24 protein-coding genes are annotated in these 20,130 nt (G+C 61.1%); 13 read left to right on the forward strand and 11 right to left on the reverse strand.

Annotation, left to right across the window (positions count from 1 at the left end):
* Positions 1-56: 56 nt before the first annotated feature.
* The 11 genes from NL154_RS05945 (at position 57) to NL154_RS05995 (ending at position 9,888) form a co-directional block, all read left to right on the forward strand.
* Positions 57-2,291, forward strand: coding sequence for a RelA/SpoT family protein (locus NL154_RS05945; RefSeq protein ID WP_064801517.1), 2,235 nt, complete (start codon positions 57-59; stop codon positions 2,289-2,291).
* 196 nt (positions 2,292-2,487) lie between these two features.
* Positions 2,488-2,637, forward strand: coding sequence for a DUF3563 family protein (locus NL154_RS05950; RefSeq protein WP_064706756.1), 150 nt, complete (start codon positions 2,488-2,490; stop codon positions 2,635-2,637).
* A gap of 155 nt (positions 2,638-2,792) precedes the next feature.
* Entirely contained in the window at positions 2,793-3,383 is a 591-nt protein-coding gene (locus NL154_RS05955) for a DUF2062 domain-containing protein (protein WP_210628489.1), read from the forward strand.
* Positions 3,384-3,420: 37 nt separating this feature from the next.
* Positions 3,421-3,825: a holo-ACP synthase gene (gene acpS / locus NL154_RS05960; protein WP_210628488.1), complete on the forward strand. Its 405-nt coding sequence runs from the start codon at positions 3,421-3,423 to the stop codon at positions 3,823-3,825.
* A 158-nt stretch (positions 3,826-3,983) separates the two neighbouring features.
* Positions 3,984-4,727, forward strand: coding sequence for a signal peptidase I (gene lepB, locus NL154_RS05965; RefSeq protein WP_210628487.1), 744 nt, complete (start codon positions 3,984-3,986; stop codon positions 4,725-4,727).
* A complete protein-coding gene (rnc, locus tag NL154_RS05970; RefSeq protein WP_064706760.1) occupies positions 4,724-5,443 on the forward strand; it encodes a ribonuclease III in 720 nt (239 codons plus the stop codon). Before lepB ends, rnc begins: the two co-directional genes overlap by 4 nt.
* Before the next feature lie 7 nt (positions 5,444-5,450).
* Positions 5,451-6,392: a GTPase Era gene (gene era / locus NL154_RS05975; protein WP_434733783.1), complete on the forward strand. Its 942-nt coding sequence runs from the start codon at positions 5,451-5,453 to the stop codon at positions 6,390-6,392.
* A 145-nt stretch (positions 6,393-6,537) separates the two neighbouring features.
* Positions 6,538-7,290 (forward strand): Crp/Fnr family transcriptional regulator, encoded by a 753-nt coding sequence (locus tag NL154_RS05980; protein ID WP_221103849.1) that lies wholly within the window; start codon positions 6,538-6,540, stop codon positions 7,288-7,290.
* A gap of 102 nt (positions 7,291-7,392) precedes the next feature.
* Positions 7,393-7,878, forward strand: a complete 486-nt coding sequence (locus NL154_RS05985) for a hypothetical protein (RefSeq protein ID WP_210628484.1) — start codon at positions 7,393-7,395, stop codon at positions 7,876-7,878.
* A 147-nt stretch (positions 7,879-8,025) separates the two neighbouring features.
* On the forward strand, positions 8,026-8,796 hold the full coding sequence (recO, locus tag NL154_RS05990) for a DNA repair protein RecO (RefSeq protein ID WP_221147320.1): 771 nt from the start codon (positions 8,026-8,028) through the stop codon (positions 8,794-8,796).
* A 96-nt stretch (positions 8,797-8,892) separates the two neighbouring features.
* Entirely contained in the window at positions 8,893-9,888 is a 996-nt protein-coding gene (locus tag NL154_RS05995; protein WP_210628482.1) for an aldo/keto reductase, read from the forward strand.
* A gap of 112 nt (positions 9,889-10,000) precedes the next feature.
* On the opposite strand, the gene NL154_RS06000 is transcribed toward NL154_RS05995, so the two are convergent.
* The 3 genes from NL154_RS06000 to NL154_RS06010 all read right to left on the reverse strand — a co-directional run bounded on the left by NL154_RS06000 (position 10,001) and on the right by NL154_RS06010 (position 13,574).
* A complete protein-coding gene (locus NL154_RS06000; RefSeq protein ID WP_210628481.1) occupies positions 10,001-10,858 on the reverse strand; it encodes an MOSC domain-containing protein in 858 nt (285 codons plus the stop codon).
* Between the two features lie 23 nt (positions 10,859-10,881).
* Positions 10,882-11,526: an HD domain-containing protein gene (locus NL154_RS06005; protein WP_210628480.1), complete on the reverse strand. Its 645-nt coding sequence runs from the start codon at positions 11,524-11,526 to the stop codon at positions 10,882-10,884.
* Between the two features lie 143 nt (positions 11,527-11,669).
* Positions 11,670-13,574 (reverse strand): putative bifunctional diguanylate cyclase/phosphodiesterase, encoded by a 1,905-nt coding sequence (locus tag NL154_RS06010; RefSeq protein ID WP_210628479.1) that lies wholly within the window; start codon positions 13,572-13,574, stop codon positions 11,670-11,672.
* A 422-nt stretch (positions 13,575-13,996) separates the two neighbouring features.
* Between NL154_RS06010 and NL154_RS06015 the strand changes: the two genes are divergently transcribed.
* Positions 13,997-14,338 carry a hypothetical protein gene (locus tag NL154_RS06015; RefSeq protein ID WP_085777601.1) on the forward strand — a complete coding sequence of 114 codons (342 nt, stop codon included), beginning with the start codon at positions 13,997-13,999 and terminating at the stop codon, positions 14,336-14,338.
* Positions 14,339-14,462: 124 nt separating this feature from the next.
* Complete coding sequence (locus NL154_RS06020; protein WP_434733784.1) at positions 14,463-14,978, forward strand: superoxide dismutase family protein; 516 nt, start codon at positions 14,463-14,465, stop codon at positions 14,976-14,978.
* Between the two features lie 28 nt (positions 14,979-15,006).
* Here the strand turns inward: NL154_RS06020 and NL154_RS06025 are convergent, their stop codons facing one another.
* The 8 genes from NL154_RS06025 to NL154_RS06060 form a co-directional block, all read right to left on the reverse strand.
* On the reverse strand, positions 15,007-15,888 hold the full coding sequence (locus NL154_RS06025; RefSeq protein WP_434733785.1) for a mechanosensitive ion channel family protein: 882 nt from the start codon (positions 15,886-15,888) through the stop codon (positions 15,007-15,009).
* A gap of 58 nt (positions 15,889-15,946) precedes the next feature.
* The gene (locus tag NL154_RS06030) at positions 15,947-16,477 is read right to left on the reverse strand and encodes a tyrosine phosphatase family protein (protein WP_434733786.1); all 531 of its coding nucleotides are present in this window, start codon (positions 16,475-16,477) and stop codon (positions 15,947-15,949) included.
* A complete protein-coding gene (locus NL154_RS06035; protein ID WP_434734151.1) occupies positions 16,474-17,046 on the reverse strand; it encodes a hydrolase in 573 nt (190 codons plus the stop codon). Before NL154_RS06035 ends, NL154_RS06030 begins: the two co-directional genes overlap by 4 nt.
* Before the next feature lie 29 nt (positions 17,047-17,075).
* On the reverse strand, positions 17,076-17,921 hold the full coding sequence (locus NL154_RS06040; RefSeq protein WP_210628474.1) for a YgfZ/GcvT domain-containing protein: 846 nt from the start codon (positions 17,919-17,921) through the stop codon (positions 17,076-17,078).
* Between the two features lie 86 nt (positions 17,922-18,007).
* Positions 18,008-18,763 (reverse strand): hypothetical protein, encoded by a 756-nt coding sequence (locus NL154_RS06045; RefSeq protein WP_434733787.1) that lies wholly within the window; start codon positions 18,761-18,763, stop codon positions 18,008-18,010.
* A gap of 18 nt (positions 18,764-18,781) precedes the next feature.
* Positions 18,782-19,039, reverse strand: coding sequence for a hypothetical protein (locus NL154_RS06050; RefSeq protein WP_020920882.1), 258 nt, complete (start codon positions 19,037-19,039; stop codon positions 18,782-18,784).
* 103 nt (positions 19,040-19,142) lie between these two features.
* Complete coding sequence (locus NL154_RS06055; protein ID WP_434733788.1) at positions 19,143-19,559, reverse strand: TIGR02301 family protein; 417 nt, start codon at positions 19,557-19,559, stop codon at positions 19,143-19,145.
* Positions 19,560-19,617: 58 nt separating this feature from the next.
* Positions 19,618-20,034, reverse strand: a complete 417-nt coding sequence (locus NL154_RS06060) for an NUDIX hydrolase (RefSeq protein ID WP_210628471.1) — start codon at positions 20,032-20,034, stop codon at positions 19,618-19,620.
* Between the last annotated feature and the right edge of the window lie 96 nt (positions 20,035-20,130).

The raw sequence follows: 20,130 nt of genomic DNA on the forward strand, positions 1-20,130 counted from the left end.
ATGTGTGCGCCAATCGTTGATTGGCGCGCTTTTGTTTTTGTCGGAGTGGCTTTGGAATGATGCGGCAGTACGAACTCGTGGAGCGGGTTCAGCAATACAAGCCCGATGCCAATGAAGCACTGCTGAACAAGGCCTATGTTTACGCCATGCAGAAACATGGCCAGCAAAAGCGCGCGAGCGGCGATCCCTACATATCACATCCGCTTGAGGTCGCCGCGATCCTGACCGACATGCATCTCGATGAATCGACGATCGCGGTTGCCCTTCTGCATGACACGATCGAGGATACGACGGCGACGCGCGCCGAAATCGACGAGCTTTTCGGCGAGGATATCGGCCGACTGGTCGAGGGGCTGACGAAGATCAAGAAGCTCGATCTCGTCACCAAGAAGGCCAAGCAGGCGGAAAACCTGCGCAAGCTGCTGCTCGCCATATCGGATGACGTGCGGGTGCTGCTCGTCAAGCTTGCCGATCGCCTGCACAATATGCGAACCCTCGATCACATGTCGGCCGACAAGCGTGCCCGCATTTCTGAGGAGACGATGGAAATCTATGCGCCGCTCGCCGGCCGCATGGGCATGCAGGACATGCGCGAGGAACTGGAGGAGCTTTCCTTCCGGCACATGAATCCGGAGGCCTACGAGACCGTCACGAAAAGGCTGGAAGAGCTCTCCAAGCGCAACGAAGGCATCGTCAAGAAGATCGAGGCCGAATTGCGCGACCTCCTGGTCGCAAGCGGCCTGACGAGCGCTTATGTCAAGGGCCGGCAGAAGAAGCCCTATTCGGTCTTTCGCAAGATGCAATCGAAGTCGCTGTCGTTCGAGCAGCTTTCCGATGTCTACGGCTTCCGTCTGATCGTCGAGGACATCCCGTCCTGTTACCGGGCGCTCGGCATCGTCCATACGCGCTGGCGCGTCGTGCCCGGCCGGTTCAAGGATTATATCTCGACACCGAAGCAGAACGATTACCGTTCGCTCCACACCACCATCGTCGGTCCGTCCAGCCAGCGCATCGAGCTGCAGATCCGCACCAAGCGCATGCATGAAATCGCGGAATTCGGCATTGCCGCCCACACGCTCTACAAGGACGGCGCTACCAATGCCGATGGCGACATTCTTTCGCGCGAATCCAATGCCTATTCCTGGCTGCGCCATACGATCGAGGCGCTCGCCGAAGGTGACAGCCCGGAGGAATTCCTCGAGCACACCAAGCTCGAACTCTTCCAGGATCAGGTCTTCTGCTTCACGCCGAAGGGCAAGCTGATTGCCCTGCCGCGTGGCGCCACCCCGATCGATTTCGCCTATGCGGTGCACACCAATATCGGCGATACCACGGTGGGCGCCAAGATAAACGGCCGCATCATGCCGCTGGTGACGCGGCTTGCGAATGGCGACGAGGTGGAGATCATCCGCTCCGGCGTGCAGGTCCCGCCCGCCGCCTGGGAGGAGATCGTCGTCACCGGCAAGGCGCGGGCCGCCATCCGCCGCGCCACCCGCATGGCGATCCGCAAACAATATGCTGGCCTCGGTCACCGCATTCTCGAGCGCACCTTCAACCGGGCCGGCAAGATTTTCTCGCGCGAGGCGATGAAACCGGCACTGCACCGTCTGGGTCAGAAGGATGTCGAGGATGCGATCGCCGCCGTCGGCCGCGGCGAGATGTCCTCACTCGACGTGCTGCGCGCCGTCTATCCCGACCATCAGGACGAGCGCGTCACCGTCAAGCCTTCCGGCGACGACGGCTGGTTCAATGTCCGCAGCGCCGCAGGCATGATCTTCAAGATTCCCGGCAAAGCCAAGGCCGGCGCCGAAGGCGGCCATTCGGAACTCGATGCCGATGTCGACGTCGGCCCGATCCGCGGTCTGTCCGGCAATGTCGACGTCAAGTTCGCCTCGACCGGCGCCGTGCCCGGCGACCGCATCGTCGGCATCATGGATCAGAGCAAGGGCATCACCATCTATCCGATCCAGTCGCCGAGCCTGCAGCGTTTCGACGATCAGCCCGATCGCTGGATCGATGTGCGCTGGGATCTTGACGAGGCCAACAAGTCGCGTTTCATGGCGCGTATCATGGTGAATGCTTTGAATGAGCCTGGCACGCTTGCCAAGGTCGCCCAGACCGTGGCCGGGCTCGACGTCAATATTCGCATGCTGAATACGGTGCGCGTGGCAGCCGACTTCACCGAGATGATGCTGGAAGTCGAGGTGTGGGATCTGCGCCAGCTCAACCAGTTGCTCGCCCAGATGAAGGACCTGGATTGCATCGCCACGGTCCGGCGGCTCTATGAGTAGGCTTTTGTTAAGCCTGCCAGGGACCTGATCGACGAAAATGCACATTTTATGATCGGTTTATAATCGTCATGGCGCAGCAACAAGGCAAGGAATGCGTTGAGCGCATAGCTGTGTCCATGTTGCAGCGGTGGTAATTAGCCTTTGGCAGGACTATCTTCTGATCATCGAAAACGTAAACAGAAGATGAGGCAAGGTAATGTTTGATCCTATCAGGAAAATCGCTCGCGCCTTTCGCGCTCCGACCACACAGGAGCGTGAAATGGCCTATCTGAACGGCTCGCTGGATCGTATCGATCTCGAGTTTCGTCAGCGTCAGGTCGACCGCGGTCTGTTCCGCAATCGCTGATACCGCCTTTATACTTGGTCGAGTGAGGGACGTTACGTACGACGAGCGCCCCTCGGCATGAAGATGCTCCTTTGCAAGAAAGATAAGGGGGCTGTTTCGGGCGGTGCCATTTGCCGCTCTTGTCATGGTCCGGTGCACTGCACTAAATAGCGAACATGTTGTTTCGCCGTCGCAAGCCTGCGGGTTTCAAGGAAAAGATGCGGGAGCTTCTATGGCCCCGAAAAGGTTTCCTTCGCCCGATCCGTTACCTGACAATGCGCATCCTGCGCCTGAGCGCTTCGCCGCATGCGGTTGCGGCCGGCGTGGCCGCGGGCGTCTTTGTCTCGTGGACGCCGTTCATTGGCGTGCATTTCGTCATGGCTTTCGTCATCACCTATCTCCTCTCCGGCAATATGGTGGCCGCGGCTCTCGGCTGCGCCGCCTTCGGCAATCCGCTGACCTATCCCTTCATCTGGGGGGTCACCTGGGAGATCGGCCATCTGCTGCTCAGCCGTGAGGATCATCTGGCCGGTCAGGCGGTGGATCTCGCCGCGCTCTTTCACAAGCTGAACTTCACCGAATTGTGGAGGCCAGTGCTGGAACCGATGCTGATCGGCGCTATTCCGCCGGGGATCGTAACCGCCGTTGCGCTCTATGCGCTGACGTTCTACACCGTCAAGGGGTTTCAGGCCCGCCGCCGAACGCGGCTGATGGAGCGGGCGCGCCTGCGCCTGGCGGGTCCGGCCGGCGACATACCGAGCGTATGAACCGGTACAGAATTCTTGGGCGACGGAAGGTTCCGGCATGATCATCGGCATTGGCAGCGATCTGATCGACATTCGTCGTGTCGAGAAATCGATCGAGCGCTTCGGCGAGCGCTTCACCCACCGCTGCTTCACCGAGATCGAGCGCGCCCGCTCCGACCGCCGGGCAAACCGCGCCGCATCCTATGCCAAGCGTTTCGCCGCCAAGGAGGCCTGTTCCAAGGCGCTCGGCACCGGCATCGCCCAGGGCGTCTTCTGGAAGGACATGGGCGTCGTCAACCTGCCGAGCGGCAAGCCGACCATGCAGTTGACCGGTACCGCTGCCGTGCTCCTGGAATCGATGCTGCCCGCGGGCCATCGGCCCGCCATTCATTTGACAATAACCGATGATTATCCCTTGGCGCAGGCCTTCGTTATCATTGAGGCGTTGCCCGAGAGCCTCTGATCGTGACCCCGGGAGCGTTTGATCGTGACCCCGGGAGCGTTTGATCGCGACCTCTCGTCGCTTTTAACGTTGTCGCCATTGCCGCAACCGGCCGAAGCCGCTAGAGAGAACGGCAGAAAGAATTGCGCCTTTACGGCGTCTTGAAGGAATAAGACTGAGTGTCCGAAAAAGTCGATACCAAGCCGAACGCCCTCTGGGAAAATATCAAGGTCATCATTCAGGCGCTGATTTTGGCGATGGTGATTCGAACCGTGCTGTTCCAGCCCTTCACTATTCCGTCCGGTTCAATGATGCCGACGCTGCTCGTCGGCGATTATATCTTCGTCAATAAGTTCGCTTACGGCTATTCGAAGTATTCGCTGCCCTTCTCGCCTGATCTGTTTAGCGGCCGCATCTTGGGCTCCGATCCGAAGCGCGGCGATATCGTCGTCTTCCGCTTCCCGCCGAATCCCGATGTCGATTACATCAAGCGCTGCATCGGTCTGCCCGGCGACCATATTCAGGTCACTGACGGCGTTCTCTACGTCAATGGCAAGCCGGTTCCGAAGGTGGCGGATGGCAGTTTCACCTCGGACTACAAGCTCGATCCGGGCGAGGACGTGCCGGTATTCCGCGAGACGCTTGATAACGGCAAGACTTACGACACGCTCGACCAGTCGCCGGTGTCGCGCGGCGATAACACCCGCGAATTCATCGTGCCGGAAGGCCATTATTTCATGATGGGCGACAACCGCGACAACTCGCTCGACAGCCGCTTCGACGTCGGCTTCGTGCCGGCTGAAAATCTTGTCGGTCGCGCCAGCGTCATCTTCTTCTCGCTTGGCAACGACACGTCTTTCCGCGAAATCTGGAAGTGGCCGACCAACATGCGATGGGACCGCCTTTTCAAGGTCGTTGAATGAGCAAGGCGCAGACGCTTTCTGCGGCAGACCGCGCAAAGCTCGAAAGCCTGATCGGCCATGACTTCGCCGAAAAGGCACGCCTGGACCGCGCGCTGACCCATGCCAGCGCCCGGACTGAAAAGGGCGGCAATTACGAACGTTTGGAGTTTCTCGGCGACAGGGTGCTCGGGCTCTGCATCGCCGAGCTGCTGTTCCGCACCTTCGGCACGGCGGGGGAAGGCGAGCTCTCGGTTCGCCTCAACCAGCTCGTCAGTGCTGAAACCTGTGCCGCGGTCGCGGACGAACTCAATCTGCATCTCTATATCCGCACCGGCGCCGATGTGAAGAAATTGACCGGCAAGCGCATGATGAATGTGCGCGCCGATGTCGTCGAGAGCCTGATCGCCGCGATCTATCTCGATGGCGGTCTCGAAGTCGCCCGCCGGTTCATCCTGCGCTATTGGCAAGGCAGGGCGGTCAGGGCCGACGGCGCCAAGCGCGACGCCAAAACCGAGCTGCAGGAATGGTCACACGCGAAATTCGGCGTCACACCGATCTATCGGGTTGATGAACGTAGCGGACCGGACCATGATCCGCGCTTCAAGGTGACGGTGGAAGTTGCTGGCATAAAGCCGGAAACCGGCGTAGAGCGGTCGAAGCGTGCCGCCGAACAGGTTGCGGCGACCAAGATGCTCGAGCGTGAAGGCATTTGGCAGCAATCGCCTGCCGGAAACTGACGGGACAATGACTCAAGAAAAAGATATCGCGGCCGACGCTGCTGCACAAATCCATGGTCCGACGCATTCGGGCTTCGTCGCGCTGATCGGGCCGACCAATGCCGGCAAATCGACGTTGGTCAATCGTCTTGTCGGCGCCAAGGTCTCGATCGTCAGCCATAAGGTACAGACGACGCGGGCTATCGTGCGCGGCATTGCCATCCACGGCAATGCCCAGATCGTCTTCATGGATACGCCCGGCATCTTCAAGCCGCGCCGCCGGCTCGACCGCGCCATGGTGACATCCGCCTGGGGCGGCGCCAAGGATGCAGACTTGATCATGCTGCTGATCGACAGCGAGCGCGGCCTGCGCGGTGATGCCGAAGCCATCCTTGAAGGCCTCAAGGAAGTCCAGCAGCCGAAGATCCTGGTGCTGAACAAGATCGACCGCGTCAACCGCGAGGATCTGCTGGCGCTGGCCGCGAGCGCCAACGAGAAGATTGCTTTCGAGCGCACCTTCATGATCTCGGCCGAAACCGGTTCCGGCTGCGACGACGTCATGGATTATCTGGCCACCACCTTGCCGGAGGGGCCGTGGTACTATCCGGAAGACCAGATCTCCGATCTTCCCATGCGCCAACTCGCCGCCGAGATTACCCGCGAGAAGCTGTTTCTGCGCCTGCACCAGGAGCTTCCATATTCCTCGCATGTCGAAACGGAAAAGTGGGAGGAGCGCAAGGACGGCTCGGTGCGGATCGAGCAGGTAATCTATGTCGAGCGTGACAGCCAGAAAAAGATCGCCCTCGGCAAAGGTGGCGAAACCATCAAGGCGATCTCGACTGCCTCTCGCAAGGAATTGTCGGAAATATTAGAGCAGCCGGTCCATCTCTTCCTCTTCGTCAAGGTTCGCGAAAACTGGGGTGATGACCCGGAGCGGTTCCGCGAAATGGGCCTCGAATTTCCCAAATAAGGATGGCAACGATTTTATCGGCTAGCCTCCAGAGCCTTGTTTCTTAGGAAAAAATTCGGTTCGTTGCGGAACGAATCCGAGCTTTGAGCATTTCCCCATCGACGGCGCGCCTGACGCGCCGTCGTTGCGCGACCGCAGGGCAGGCATGGCAACCTCGAAACGCATCCATTCCTTCAAGACTCCTTGCGAGCTATGTCCTTTGCGGCCCCTGCCGCATTTCAGGGAATTTAGCCAAGACGAGCTCGAATTCGTTTCGCGTTTCAAGCGCGGCGAACTTGCCGTCGATGCCGGTTCCACCATCCTCGTTGAGGGCGCCCACAGCGCTCATCTTTTCACCGTGCTGTCCGGTTGGGGCTTCCGCTACAAGATGCTGGAGGACGGTCGCCGCCAGATTCTGAATTACATCATGCCCGGTGACCTGATCGGTCTGCAGGGAACGATCGCCGGCGAAATGCAGCATTCCATCGAAGCGCTGTCACCCGTTTCGCTTTGCGTCTTCGAGCGTGACCGGCTGATGACGCTCTACAACAAACATGCGTCGCTCGCCTTCGACATCACCTGGATCGCCGCGCGCGAAGAGCGGATACTGGACGAGCATCTCCTAAGCATCGGCCGCCGCACCGCACTGGAAAGAGCGGCCTATCTCATCGCTTTCCTGTATGAGCGCGGCAGGAAGCTCGATCTCTTCGACGGCCGCAAATTCATCCCCATCACACAACAGCACATCGCCGACACTCTCGGTCTTTCCATCGTTCACACCAACAAGACCCTGAGAAAGCTTGGGGAACGCGGTCTGATCCGCTGGCAGGAACGCGGCTGCGAAGTTCAAAACGGTGAGGAATTGATGGCGATCGCCGGCTGGGAGGGGCTTGGAGAGGGCAAGCGTCCCTTCATTTAGTCGAAGGGCCTATGTCTTTTTTAAATGCGGTTTAGCATTTGGGAAAATAAGGTCGGCCGTCATCTTTCCTCCGACTTTGATTCTTATCGACCGGGCAGAAAAATGGTTTACTCAGAACTGGTGGCGGAATTCACCGATAGCGTGCCATGCGGGGCACCGGAGGGCAATGATGTTGGCGAAAAGGCCGGGGCGCTGCGACAAGTGCCTGACGAGGGGCACGGAATCATGAATGCACTCCGTGTTTTGGTTCTCGAGGACAGTCTGATCATCGCAATGGAGGCGGAGGATATCTTGCGCCTGGCCGGTGTCGACAGCATCGATATTGTCGGCAGTCTCGATGAGGCAAGGGCTGCCATCGCTGCAGAAAAATATGATTTCGCCCTTCTCGACGTCAACCTCGGCGAGGGCATGAGTTTCGGATTTGCCCGCCATCTTCTTGATGCCGGTATTCCCTTCGGATTCGTCAGCGGCTATTCGGATATCCGTGACTTCCCGTGCGACCTTCAGCACATACCGCTGCTGGTGAAGCCTTTCGACGAAAAGGCGATGCGCGAATTCCTGCAGAGACTTCTGCCGGCTGCGGCATGACGCAGTCCGTGACGGAAGCGGGATCTGCTTGAGAGTGCCTGCGCGCAAGATGCTATCACTTTGAAACTGCGGGCAATCCTTCGGGAAATCGATTCCGGTTTCCCGACTTATGCGCTACGATAGGGTAATCGGCCGCAGGGACTTTTTATGCAGTGGCAGGACCATGCAATCATTCTGGGCGTCAAACGCCACGGCGAGACGAGCGTCATCGCCGAGGTGATGACGCGTGATCGCGGCCGTCACCTCGGTCTGGTGCGTTCCGGTCGCTCCCGCGCCATGCAGCCGGTGCTGCAGCCGGGCAACGCCGTCGAGGTCGTCTGGCGCGCCCGGCTTGACGAACATCTCGGCGAATTCCGCGTCGAGCCCGTGACGCTGCGCGCCGCCCGTCTGATGGAAACGGCGACAGCCGTCTACGGCGTCCAGGCGATGGGCGCTCTGCTGCGGCTTCTGCCGGAGCGAGACCCGCATCCGCACCTGTTCGACGCGCTGCAGGTGATCCTCGATCACCTGCATAACCCGGCTGATGCCGGCGAACTTTTCGTGCGTTTCGAGCTGGCGGTGCTGAACGATCTCGGCTTCGGCCTCGATCTTGCCGAATGCGCGGCGACCGGCGCCCGCTCCGATCTCGCCTATGTCTCGCCGAAATCCGGCCGCGCCGTCAGCCGCAGCGCCGGCGCGCCGTGGGCCGACAAGATGCTGATCCTGCCGCCCTTCCTCGGCGTCGAAGGCAATCATGCGGCGGACTTCGACAGCCTTGCAGCCGCGTTCCGTCTTACCGGGTTCTTCCTGCATCGCCATGTTTACGAGCCGCGCGGCATCGAGGCTGCGGCAGCCCGTGACGGTTTCGTCCAGGCCGCCCTCAGGGCGCTTGATCCAGCCTCGCGGACGCTTTCCGGTCCGAATGGCGTCTCCGCCTGACCTGGTTTTTTACTGCTGCAAAACATCCTCCGGATTTGGCGGTTTACCCGCCGATGGGCGGCACCTATCTCTTGACTGCCAATCAAGGAGGATCCCATGCTGACCAAGACCGCATCACCGACGACGATCACGCTCTGGAACGGTCGCGAAATCCCGCGCCTCGGCATGGGATGCTGGGCGATCGGCGGCCCTTTCTACGCTGGTGACACGCCGCTTGGCTGGGGCGAAGTCGACGACAATGAATCGGTCGAAGCGATTGATCGCGCCATCGCGCTCGGCATCCGCTTCTTCGACACCGCCTCGAACTACGGCGCTGGCCATTCGGAAGAGGTGCTCGGCCGGGCGATCGGCAATCGTGACGATATCGTCGTCGCCACCAAATTCGGCTTCGCGACCGATGCCGAGACGAAGCAGGCAATCGGCGCCTTCGCCGATGAGGCTTTCATTCGCCGCTCGGTCGAGACATCGCTGCTCCGTCTCAAGCGCGACCGCCTTGATCTGCTGCAGTTTCACATCAACGATTTTCCGCTGGAACAGTCGGATGCCGTCTTCGATACGTTGGAGGCCCTGCGCGCCGAAGGCAAGATCGACGCATTCGGCTGGAGCACCGATTATCCGGATCGCGCCGCCCGCCATGCCGGCCGCGCTGGCTTTGTCTCGGTCCAGCATACGATGAACGTCTTCGATCCGGTGCCGGAGATGATCGCGGTGATCGAAGGGAAGGGCCTGATCTCCATCAATCGCGGTCCGCTGGCCATGGGGCTCCTGACCGGCAAGTTCACCGCCGACAAGGCAGTGGGCGCCAAGGATGTCCGCGGCGCGGCACTTCCCTGGATGGTTTATTTCAAGGACGGGCGCATGGCTCCGGAATTTGCCGCAAGGCTCGATGCCGTCCGCGATCTCCTGACGTCAGGCGGCCGCACGCTGACGCAGGGGGCGCTTGCTTGGCTCCTCGCGAGGTCTCCGCGCACGTTCCCCATTCCGGGCTTCCGCACCGTCGCCCAGGTGGAGGAAAATGCCGGCGCGCTGGAAAAGGGACCGCTGTCAGCCGAGGTCATGGTCGCGATCGACGCCGCACTCGGGCGCGGGTAGGGGGCGGGCGCGACGCACGCCCCCTCATTCCTGTGACGAGCACGGGAATGAGGGGATGTCGCGACGTATACGGACGAAAGCGCCGTTCAAACAGCCCTTCCGCAATTCGGACCTACCCTCGCGCGCGAACCTTCAGTGCCCAGCCTTCCGGCCGCACTTCAATGATCTTGACGGTGTCACCGATCGTGATCCTTCCACTGTCACGCGGCGTGACGTTCCAGCCGAAGAGCGGCCCGGGCACACGCCGGTCAGCAGACATGCGGATACGGCCCATGGCTGGCATCGGGTTCGGCACCTCGCGCGAACCGGTCAACTGATCCTGCGTCGTCATGATGCAGCGGGAACAGGGCTTGACGAGATCGAAACGGATGCCGGCGATCTCGATCGCCGCCCAGCGGTCCTCCGGCCAGGCCTCGTCGATATCGATGACGATGTTCGGACGGAAACGTTCCATGCCGACCGCGCCTTCGCCATGAACGGCGAGATCGGCATTCAGCGCCTTCAACGAACCCGTCGTCGTCACCAGGATCTGGTAGCCGTCGGTAAAGGTGACGGGCGAGCCTTCGCCGGCCCATTCGGCGCTCGCCGTCCGTCGTGCCTGCCCATCGAAAAAAACCAGCCGCACCTCGCGTCCAAGCCATTCGGAAAGCCGGTGGTTGCTGTCGGGATCGGCGACGGCGGCGCTGACGGTCGATTTCCATACGGTCACATCCATGCGGGCTTCATGCCGAGGCAGAGGCACCGCTAGGTCAGACTTTCCCTGCATCAGCAGCCGAAAGGCGCCGGGTTCCGGGCGTACCGCGATGCGCGCGAGGTCCGGCAGTTCGCGCTGGGTGATGAAGTGACCCTGCGGGTCGGTGATCATCGCCCGCCGGTCGCCGGCAAGCCCCTCGGCGCCAATGTCGGCGGCGGGTAGCGCGATGGCGCGAGCGCTCTTGAGCGGGTAGATGAAGAGGTTGCTGATGCGCATGCTTTCTCCCTGAATCTCGTTCTCTAGATTTCATCCATGAACGCCGCGAGAAAATCGCGCAGGCTCTTGTCGCGCGCGGCCGCAATCCGGCGGCCGGTCTCGGTCTGGAATCCCTCCGCCAGTCTGAACAGCTTCGTCCGGAAGTGGTCAATGGCATAACGCTTGTCGTCGAGGGGACGGTTCGTAGCCGCAGGGTCGAACGGATCGTAGAGCCCTGACCCCATTCGTCCGCCGATATAAAAGCAGCGCGCGACGCCGACCATGCCGATCGCGTCCAGCCGGTCGGCATCCTGCAGGATCTTCGCCTCGAGCGTCTGCGGCGCCACCCCGGCGGAAAAACTGTGAGCGGTGATGGCGTGGGCCGCGGCTTCGATATCCGCTTCGCTCCAGCCGAGTTCGGAAAGGATCACCGAAGCCTTTTCCGCTGCCAAGGCCGACGCTTTTTCCCGCAAGGGCGAATTCTTCTCGACGGCGACGCAGTCGTGCAGCAGCACGGCGGCGGCAAGGATCCGCCCATCTCCGCCTTCTCCCGCATGGATGCGCATGGCGTTCCTGAAGACGCGCAGGATATGGGCAAGATCGTGTGAGCCGTCGTCGCCCTCGGCCGCGTGTGCGACCAGCGCCGCTGCGAGCGTTTCATGAGGGGAGAAGGCTTCGGCCTCGAACATTACGCCACCTCTTGTCGGAAGAAAAACGTCGAAGAGCGCCGGCCGAAAGCGAAGAGCTTCGCAGGAACCGACGCCGCTACGAAACCCGGGGATCTCGAAGTCGGTTTGTAGCGGCTTAACGTGCGAGTCGCAATCGAGGGAGGTCAGCGCTCGAGCGTCGGAAAAGCTGTCGCGCCGCTGCTCTTCGGCGGCAGTGAGAGAAGATGGGGCACGTCACGGACCGGGCGCGGCGGACTGATGTGATAGCCCTGGATCTCGTCGCATTCCTCGCATTCGAGCAGCGTCAGTTGGGCGGCCGTCTCGACGCCTTCGACGGTCACGCGCATGCCGAGCGCATCGCCGAGCAGGATGATCGCGCGCATGATCGCATGCGCTTCCTTGTTGTCGACGATATCGTTGACGAAGGATTTGTCGATCTTGATCTTGTCGAAGGGAAAGCTCGAGAGATAGCTCAGCGAGGAGTAGCCGGTGCCGAAATCGTCCATCGAGATGCGGATGCCGCGATCCTTCAGGGCATGCAGGATCGGCAGCACCTCGTTGAGGTTCTCCATCAGCACGCTCTCGGTGATTTCCAGTTCGAGCCGCGATGCCAAGAGCCCGGCCGCGGCAAGCGCTTCGCTGACGTCCTGCATCAGGTTGCCGCTGCGGAACTGGATCGCCGAAACATTGACTGCGACCTTGACGCTCTCCGGCCATTGGGCCGCATCCCTGCAGGCCCGCCGCAAAACCCAGCGGCCGATATCGACGACGAGGCCGACCTCCTCCGCAAGCGGAATGAAATCCATCGGCGGCACGCGGCCTCGGACCGGATGGTTCCAGCGGATCAATGCTTCGAAACCGCAGGTTCGCCGCTCGGCAAGATCGTAGAGCGGCTGGTAATGCAGTTCGAATTCCTCGTTATCGACGGCGGCTCGAAGATCTGCCTCCAGCGCGTGGCGCAACTGCATCTGCGCTTCCATTTCGCCGGTGAAGAAGCGCTCGCGCTTGCGTCCGTCCGCCTTGGCATGCGACAGCGCCACGCCGGCATTTTTCAGCAGGATATCGGTTTCCCCGCCGTTCTCGGGAGCGATCGCAATACCCATGGAGACGCTGAGCGTCACCTTTTTCTCGCCGTTCAGGAATGGCTCGGAAAGCGATCGGCGGATTTGGTCGGCCAGCGCCGTCACGTTTCTCGGCTGCTGCTTGCCCGTCTGCAGGATGGCGAACTCGTCCGAACCAAGGCGCGCCAGCATGTTTTCCGACCCGGCCGAGGCTCGGATCCGCTCCGCGACCTGCTGCAGGATCTTGTCGCCGACCGACACCCCGATCGTATTGTTGATCGATTTGAAACGGTCGAGATTGAGGTGGACGAGGGCGATCTGCTCGTGCGGCTTGCGCTCGCCGAGCGTCGCATCAACCAGCTCGCGGAAATGCATCCGATTGGGAAGTCCGGTCAGGGGATCGTGATGGGCGAGATAGGTGATGCGCTGGGCCGCCTTTCGATCCTCGGTGATATCGGCATGAATGGCAATGCTGCTGCCGTCGGAGAGGATGGTCACCACGCTTTGAATGATGCGGCCATCATGCATCAGCCATTCGCGCCGGCGGATGCTGCTGCTTCCCGCCTTGACGGGGGAAGGCCGTGCTGTCTGCCGGACGGGTTTGGATGCAGCGCTTTCGTTGCCGCGCATTTTGCCGATGAGTTCGTCGATCGTCGCGCCCGCGGCGACATCTTCCGGCGGCAGGCCGTAGAGCTGAGGGAAGCGGAGATTGTAAAGCGTCAGCCGCTGGCTGGCGTCAAAGACGCTGAGGCCGAGCGGCAGGTTGTTCAGGACGCTCTCGAAGAGTCTTTTCTGTCCGTCGAATGCCTGGCTGAGCGCCGACAGGTTCCCTCTCAGCGTCCGGTTTTCCTTTTGAAGGGTTTCTGCACTTCTCTCGATTGCATCATAGTCGCTTTCATGGCCGCGATAGGTTGCGATCACCAGCTCCATCAGACGCTGCGCGTCAATTGATCCGTCGGCCATGACAGCCTCTGTGCATTGACGCCAGAAGAGCGCTTCAGCCTTCATGGGAAAGCATCTTGGCTGACGGCAATAGCAAGAGCCGTCCGCGTCTGATGGACGTGCCTCAAAATACCGGACATGAAAACCTTTCTAAGAGAAACGATTGAAATCAATTTTTATGAGTGATGTACGGGTAATGCCTGATGACTATTTTGGAGCGGGCGGATTAATATTCGGTTGCAGTGCAGCAGAGTGCACGTCGTCAGACAGGTTGCTTTCCATATTGGAAATTACTGGAATACCGGGGCGGGCAGCGGCGGAAACCCGGTTCGAGCGCGCTCCGTTAATTTCTGTCAACCATTGTTAACGAGTAGTTAACAACTTATTGACGCACTGCGCAAATCAGTTTAACCACCGAGTCAACAGTGATTTCCCACCTCGTATTGCGTACAAACACCACCGGCAAAAGGCGGTGAATGGAGGTTTGTATGACCCGCACCACATCCGTTTCAGACACGTCATATGCGTATCTTGCGACACTTTCACGGCTAGATCTAAACGGCGACGGCGTATTGAGCCGCGGCGAACGTGCCGCCGATGAGAAGCCAGGCATCATCAAGGAACTCCTGGAGGAAGATATGGGCAGCGAGACTCAGCCCAAATTTTCTGGCAGCCTGATTGCGCTGATGATGGATACCCACGACAGCGGCACGACAAGCAGCATCGCCGTGCCCTATCCGCTGCAGCAGAGCGCGTCTGCGACCGGCAGCCAATCCGACGATCTCTACCGCAACACCTACGGCCAGTTCGATTTCGACGCCGTCGCCTGACGATAGCATCGTTCACGTGATCTGAAGCCGGCCCGTTGGTCGGCTTTTCTCATTGGATGCTCCGCAGAGGAACACCTTCCGGGCTGAGACGTTCAGAAGGACATCCGGACGGAAGGAGATCTCCATGAAAGCCATGCGCATCATCGCCGCCCTGAGCCTGCTGGCCCTTGCCTTGCCGGCAAGTGCCCAGGACAAGCAGACGGCGGTCGCCAATTTCGTCGGCGAGGACGGCAAGGAAAATGGTCGGGCCCAATTGACGGCCGCCGCCAATGGCGGCGTTCTGATCGAAGTGGAGATATCGGGGCTGCCGGCGAATAAATGGGTAGCCTTTCATGTTCACGAAACCGGCCGCTGCGACGCGGCAAGCCATTACGAATCGGCAGGCGGTCATTTCAACCCGGGCTCTGCCGAACACGGCATTCTCGCCGCCAAGGGGCCGCATGCCGGCGACATGCCCAACCAGTATGTTGAACAGGATGGCGTGCTCAGAGCTCAGATCTTCGATGGCATGGTCACGCTCGATGGCAAGAAAGATGGCATTCGCGGCCGCGCATTGATGGTGCACGCCAATTCCGACGATTATCGCAGTCAGCCTTCCGGTGGCGCCGGGGAAAGACTTGCTTGCGGCGTGGTCGAATAGGCCGACGATCGCCCCGCGCTGCAATGTTTCACTGCCGTGTTGGCTCTTCCGCCGCCGTGCCGTTAGACCTTTTTCCCAGCGCGGAATTTCCACCGTCCCGCACAGCGGCCGGATCGCCCTTTTCGTCAAAGGCAAGTTTTACCCGCTTCACCATGTCGCGGCTGACCTGCCACCAGTCACCGGTCTTTGCCCAGTAGCGTAGCGTTAGCGATATCGTGCTGTCACCGAGCGCGTCGATGAAAACGCAGGGTGCCGGTGACGGCAGCACCCTTGGGTTGCCTTTGGCAATGCCCATCAACGTCTCCATCGCCTGATCGAGGTCGTCCTCACGAGAAATGCTGATTTTCAGGTCGTTCTGCCGCGTAGGCTCACGGCTGAAGTTGGTTATCGGCGTGTTCCACAGCGTTGAATTTGGCGCCAGCCGATAGAGCCCGTCGCCGGTTCTGAGTTCTGTCGCAAACAATCCGACCTCGCGCACCGTGCCGGCCACGCTGCTGGTTTCGATATATTCGCCGACCCGAAACGGCCTGAGGATCAGGAGCATGATGCCGGCCGCGATATTCTGCAGTGTCCCTTGCAGCGCCAGCCCAATCGCCAGGCCGGCTGCACCGAGGGCGGTGATGATCGAGGCGGTCTGGACGCCGAATTGGCCGAGAACGGTGATGAACACCAGGATCAGCAGCGCATAGCGCACCACATTGGTGAAGAAGCGCGCCAGGGTCTCGTCGATGCCATGGATGCGCGACAGGCCCTCATAGGCCCAGCGGCTGACAAAGCCGGCCAGCGTCCAGCCGATGACGAGCAGGATCAACGCCCCGAGGATCGAGAAGGAATATTGGACTGCAAGTGCGCTTGCCTGGCTGAGTGCCGTGCGGGTGGCGAGGAGGACGTCGGCTGCTTGTTGTTCCATGATCTGGCCCTGTGGCTATTGCGGGGTCGAGGCCAAGATGGAGCAGACGCCAGCAGCGTCAACCGCAGGCAGGGTTCCGGATCGCCAGCAGGAAGGGCGCATTGCCGTCCGCATCGGCGCCACGCCCGATCGCCCTTACCGCCGCAACCAGCCGGCCGCCGCGGCTAAGCAAGGTGTCACCGATCTCGATTAGCCGGGTGTTCGGAGTTGCGAAAGGTGAAGCGGCGCGCAGCCGACGGACAAGCTCTTCCTCGTCCTGATCCGGCGCGATCGACAGAGCGGCGATGAGTGCCGCGGCCGGTGATCGCGACACGCCCATCCAGCAATGGATGAGCAGCGGGGTCTCCTGCCGCCACGATGCGGCAAACTCGATGATCGCCTGTACATGCGTTTCGTCAGGCGCCACGAGACCGCCCGTGCCCTTGAAGGTGATGTCGTTCATCGAAAGCGTCAGGTGACGATCGGGCGCGATCACACCCGGCCGACGAAAGGCCTGTTCTTTGGCGATCAGGCTGATCATGTCACGCGCCTTGTGGCGCACCGCCATTTCGGCGATGCGCGAGAGCGGCGAGACGACGATCAAGCTCACGATACCATCCCCCGCTCGGCCTCGATCGCCGCGAAGCGCTCGCAGAACAGCCGCTGGGCTTCCAGCGCCGGCAAGGGTTCGATCAGCAACATCTCCTTGCTGATGCCGCGCGGCTGGCCGAAGAATTTCTGCGCCTCGGCGGGCGTGAAACCGGCAAGGACTGTTGCCTCGAAATAGGCGGCGATCGTGTCGGCCTTCTTGATCCGGTCCTTGAGATCGCCCGACGGATGCGGCGGCAGGCCGAAGCGCAGATGCACGGCGGCCTCCAGCCGCATTTCCACCGCCTTGTAGCCGCCGCCGACAACGGATTTGAACGGCGAGATCATGTCGCCGATCACATATTCGGGCGCGTCGTGGAGCAGCGCCATCAGACAGTCCTCCGGCCGCGCATTGTTGAAGCGGCGGAAAATATCTTCGACGACGAGGCTGTGCTGCGCCACCGAAAAGGCATGATCGCCTGATGTCTGGCCGTTCCAGCGTGCCACACGCGCGAGCCCATGGGCGATATCGATGAGTTCGACATCGAGCGGCGAGGGGTCGAGCAGATCGAGCCTGCGCCCGGACAGCATGCGTTGCCAGGCACGCGGAGCTTTGGCCGTCACGCGCTGGCCTCGTCGACGCTGGTGGGGAAGACAAGCCCGGACCATGGCGGCAGGGCGAGGGAAACCGGCGTTTGGCCGGCCAGCAGCGGCGTGCCTTCCGCCATCGCGGCACCGGCGCGGTCGATTCGCACGATCGCAAGCCCGCTGCCGCCCTCGACCGAACCGAGTGTCCCCACCGGCTTGCCGGCGGCCGTGATCTGCGTGCCCATTTGAGGCAAGGTCGTTGCGGCGGACACGGTGACAACGCGACGGCGCGCGGTGCCGCGGTGCTGCATGCGCGAGACAACCTCCTGGCCGACATAGCAGCCTTTCTTGAAGGAGAGGCCGTCATTCAGATCCATCAGCACGTCATGCGGGAAGGCATCCTGTAAGGCGAAGTCCGATCCTGAGGTGACGATACCATGGCGGATGCGCAGCGCGTGGTAGAGTGACGGCGCATCATCGCCATGCCTTCCTGCCCGGCGGCGCAGCGGGACACCCGCCTTGGCGAAGCGGCTGTCTCGAGCACCGCCGATGCTATCGGCATCCTCGCCCCAGCAAACGGTAATGCCATTCTCAGCGACGGTCGTAAGCGTAATGGCGGCCCGCAGCTTGTACATCGTCAGCCGCTTCGCCAGCGCTTCGCACTGGCCGGCATCCGTCTCGATCAGATAGCCGACGCCGTCCTGCCAGACCATGAAGTCGAACAGGATCTTGCCCTGCGGTGTCAGCAGTGCTCCGGGCCGCGCCTCGTCCGCGCCCAGGGAAATGACATCGGTGGTGATCAGGTTCTGTAGGAAGGACTGGGCGTCCGCGCCGCCGACGGAGAGCAGTGAGCGGTCTTTCAGGAATACGGCTGGCATGGCGGAACCTGTCGCGTTGGTCGTCGCTCAGAGGTATGACTTCGTAAAGCGGATCGCAAGGTCATGCGACATGCCGCGGGGCGGCGTCAGTCGCCCGCCGTGAAGAATTTCCACTTGCCGTCGGGCGTAATGCCGAGGCGGTAGAAATTATATCCGCCGAACTCCTGCATGTCGGAAAGATCGCCGGCGGTGACGATGCGCAGCAGCTCGACTCGCTCCGGCGGGGTCAGCGACTTCGGATCCTTCTCTGCAAAATAGGGCCAGACATACATGTCGTCGGCTGTGCCCTGGCCGACATGAACGAAACCGGTCGAGACGATGTCGAGCATGATGGCTAGAATTTCGTCTCCGTCGGGATCGCCGGAGAGATCTTTCAGCGTGCCGATCGGGTCGTCGCTCGCTTCGCCCACCGTCACCTGCGTCTGGTCTTTGCCAGTGCCCATCAGCGGCCGCAGCCGTTCGAGGTCGCCGGAGGCGGCGGCCTCGACGATCTGTTGCCGCATTTTTCGAACCGGCTCGGGCGCCTTATTGATGTCGTAAATCACCTCGACCGGCTTGGATGCGTCCTGGGCACCCGGCGTCTTGTCGACGCCCTGATTGTTCTGGCTGTTGACCAGCGGCTCCGCCATGGGAACGCTGGGAGTTGTGCCCTGGGTCTGGTTCTGCCCCTCAGCACTTCCCTGTGCGGGCGGCGCGTCGCTGGGGGCCTGGCCGGGGATCTTGTGGAGTTCGGAAAGCGCGTAGGCCGAGGGCGCAAGGAGGACGGTGCCGGCGGCAAAGCTCAGCGCAAGCAGCACCGGCGCGAGCCGAATTCGCGAAACTTTCTCTTTACCGATGCGCATCGAACTCTCTGATAGTAATTATTGCAGGGTGCGGTTGGCGGAAAATTCGCCGGCAAGCATACGGTCGCGCAGCGAATCGAGCAGAGCTTCGGCGCTGTTTTCCCCGTGCAATCGAATGGTTTCGCGCAGGGCATGCGCGATGGCGGCATCAGCAATGATCTCCGGTTCGATCCCGTCGGCCATGCCGTCGGCCCAAGCCTCGTTCTGGTACTCCAGAGCCGCCTGCATCTTTTCGTGGACGATCATGTCGTCGATGTCGTTGAGGCTTGCTTCCATTGTCTTTTCCTCAGAACTTCTCATGTCTTACTGCACCGTTAATAACACTAACAGCCTTTTCCCAAAACGACACGTCCGCATGCGAAAACAGGTTAATTAAACGTCAATTTCCAAAGCGCGAGGTAATTTCTGTGGCGAGTGTTGCACCTTCGTTACGGTAGCGCTCTTCTGCCACGATGGCCGCCGGGGTGCAATCCGTGTAGACGGACGCGAAGGTTCGGTAGCCGCGATTGAAGGCGGCGGTGAGCCTTTCCTTGCGCTGCGGTTCGTTGCCTGTCTCCGAATCGAGCAGTTGCTTCATGCCTTGCCGCCACTCATCCCCGCCCGGCGCCTTGCAAAGCGTTCTCAGATAATGCACCGAACCCAGCACTTCGGCGAGCCGCGCCAGCTTGTCGTCATAGGGCACGGTCGCGACCGGCGGCGCAATCTCCTCCTGCGCAGGCGCCGTATTCTTGCCCTGCGCCATGGTGGGCCCGGCAAGCACGAGCAGAGACAGGACAACGCGTCGAACGGGAATCATGCTTCCAGTTGATACGTTGAGCGTGACGGCAACAAGGCGCCCTTGAAAGTTTCCACTTCTATTCACCGCCCGCCAGCCGTTCCGCGCATTCGAGCACGCTTTGCGGCACAGGCAGCCGCCGGATCTCCTCCACGGTATACCAGCCAAGCGCCGCCGCATCGTCGGCGGCTTCCGCCACCATTTCCCGGTCGGAGTCGACGCAAAAGACTGACAGGAAGAAATGACTCCTAATGCTGCCATCCGGCCCATGCGTCTTGAGGTCATAAGTTGAAAACAGCCGCGGATTATGCGCCGAGATGCCGGTTTCCTCGCGGAACTCCCGCAGCGCCGTCTGCTCCGGCGTTTCGCCCGGCTCGGCGCGCCCGCCGGGAAAGGCATACATGTCGGCAGAGGGCGGGTTGCGTCGCAACACCAGAAGGAATCGCCCGTCGCGTTCGAGAATGGCGGAGGAGGCGGCTTTGGCGGTGGAGGTCATGGCTGCTCTTGCTGTGACGGCCTGTTCGATCTGACGGGCTGATGATTGCGGGTCGCGGCTGCGGGCCCTGCCCGATTTTCGTGTGGGATAGCGCCC

Origin of the sequence: Rhizobium sp. YTUHZ044, assembly GCF_051123975.1 — a bacterium.
Classification (GTDB): Bacteria; Pseudomonadota; Alphaproteobacteria; order Rhizobiales; family Rhizobiaceae; genus Rhizobium.

What these genes read in the sequence shown, in the direction of transcription:
- NL154_RS05945 (WP_064801517.1), top strand. Translation starts at nt 57, where the DNA reads ATGATGCGGCAGTACGAACTCGTGGAGCGGGTTCAGCAATACAAGCCC.
- NL154_RS05950 (WP_064706756.1), top strand. Translation starts at nt 2,488, where the DNA reads ATGTTTGATCCTATCAGGAAAATCGCTCGCGCCTTTCGCGCTCCGACC.
- NL154_RS05955 (WP_210628489.1), top strand. Translation starts at nt 2,793, where the DNA reads ATGTTGTTTCGCCGTCGCAAGCCTGCGGGTTTCAAGGAAAAGATGCGG.
- acpS (WP_210628488.1), top strand. Translation starts at nt 3,421, where the DNA reads ATGATCATCGGCATTGGCAGCGATCTGATCGACATTCGTCGTGTCGAG.
- rnc (WP_064706760.1), top strand. Translation starts at nt 4,724, where the DNA reads ATGAGCAAGGCGCAGACGCTTTCTGCGGCAGACCGCGCAAAGCTCGAA.
- era (WP_434733783.1), top strand. Translation starts at nt 5,451, where the DNA reads ATGACTCAAGAAAAAGATATCGCGGCCGACGCTGCTGCACAAATCCAT.
- NL154_RS05980 (WP_221103849.1), top strand. Translation starts at nt 6,538, where the DNA reads ATGGCAACCTCGAAACGCATCCATTCCTTCAAGACTCCTTGCGAGCTA.
- NL154_RS05985 (WP_210628484.1), top strand. Translation starts at nt 7,393, where the DNA reads ATGGTTTACTCAGAACTGGTGGCGGAATTCACCGATAGCGTGCCATGC.
- recO (WP_221147320.1), top strand. Translation starts at nt 8,026, where the DNA reads ATGCAGTGGCAGGACCATGCAATCATTCTGGGCGTCAAACGCCACGGC.
- NL154_RS05995 (WP_210628482.1), top strand. Translation starts at nt 8,893, where the DNA reads ATGCTGACCAAGACCGCATCACCGACGACGATCACGCTCTGGAACGGT.
- NL154_RS06000 (WP_210628481.1), bottom strand. Translation starts at nt 10,858, where the DNA reads ATGCGCATCAGCAACCTCTTCATCTACCCGCTCAAGAGCGCTCGCGCC.
- NL154_RS06005 (WP_210628480.1), bottom strand. Translation starts at nt 11,526, where the DNA reads ATGTTCGAGGCCGAAGCCTTCTCCCCTCATGAAACGCTCGCAGCGGCG.
- NL154_RS06010 (WP_210628479.1), bottom strand. Translation starts at nt 13,574, where the DNA reads ATGAAGGCTGAAGCGCTCTTCTGGCGTCAATGCACAGAGGCTGTCATG.
- NL154_RS06015 (WP_085777601.1), top strand. Translation starts at nt 13,997, where the DNA reads ATGACCCGCACCACATCCGTTTCAGACACGTCATATGCGTATCTTGCG.
- NL154_RS06020 (WP_434733784.1), top strand. Translation starts at nt 14,463, where the DNA reads ATGAAAGCCATGCGCATCATCGCCGCCCTGAGCCTGCTGGCCCTTGCC.
- NL154_RS06025 (WP_434733785.1), bottom strand. Translation starts at nt 15,888, where the DNA reads ATGGAACAACAAGCAGCCGACGTCCTCCTCGCCACCCGCACGGCACTC.
- NL154_RS06035 (WP_434734151.1), bottom strand. Translation starts at nt 17,046, where the DNA reads ATGCTGTCCGGGCGCAGGCTCGATCTGCTCGACCCCTCGCCGCTCGAT.
- NL154_RS06040 (WP_210628474.1), bottom strand. Translation starts at nt 17,921, where the DNA reads ATGCCAGCCGTATTCCTGAAAGACCGCTCACTGCTCTCCGTCGGCGGC.
- NL154_RS06045 (WP_434733787.1), bottom strand. Translation starts at nt 18,763, where the DNA reads ATGCGCATCGGTAAAGAGAAAGTTTCGCGAATTCGGCTCGCGCCGGTG.
- NL154_RS06050 (WP_020920882.1), bottom strand. Translation starts at nt 19,039, where the DNA reads ATGGAAGCAAGCCTCAACGACATCGACGACATGATCGTCCACGAAAAG.
- NL154_RS06055 (WP_434733788.1), bottom strand. Translation starts at nt 19,559, where the DNA reads ATGATTCCCGTTCGACGCGTTGTCCTGTCTCTGCTCGTGCTTGCCGGG.
- NL154_RS06060 (WP_210628471.1), bottom strand. Translation starts at nt 20,034, where the DNA reads ATGACCTCCACCGCCAAAGCCGCCTCCTCCGCCATTCTCGAACGCGAC.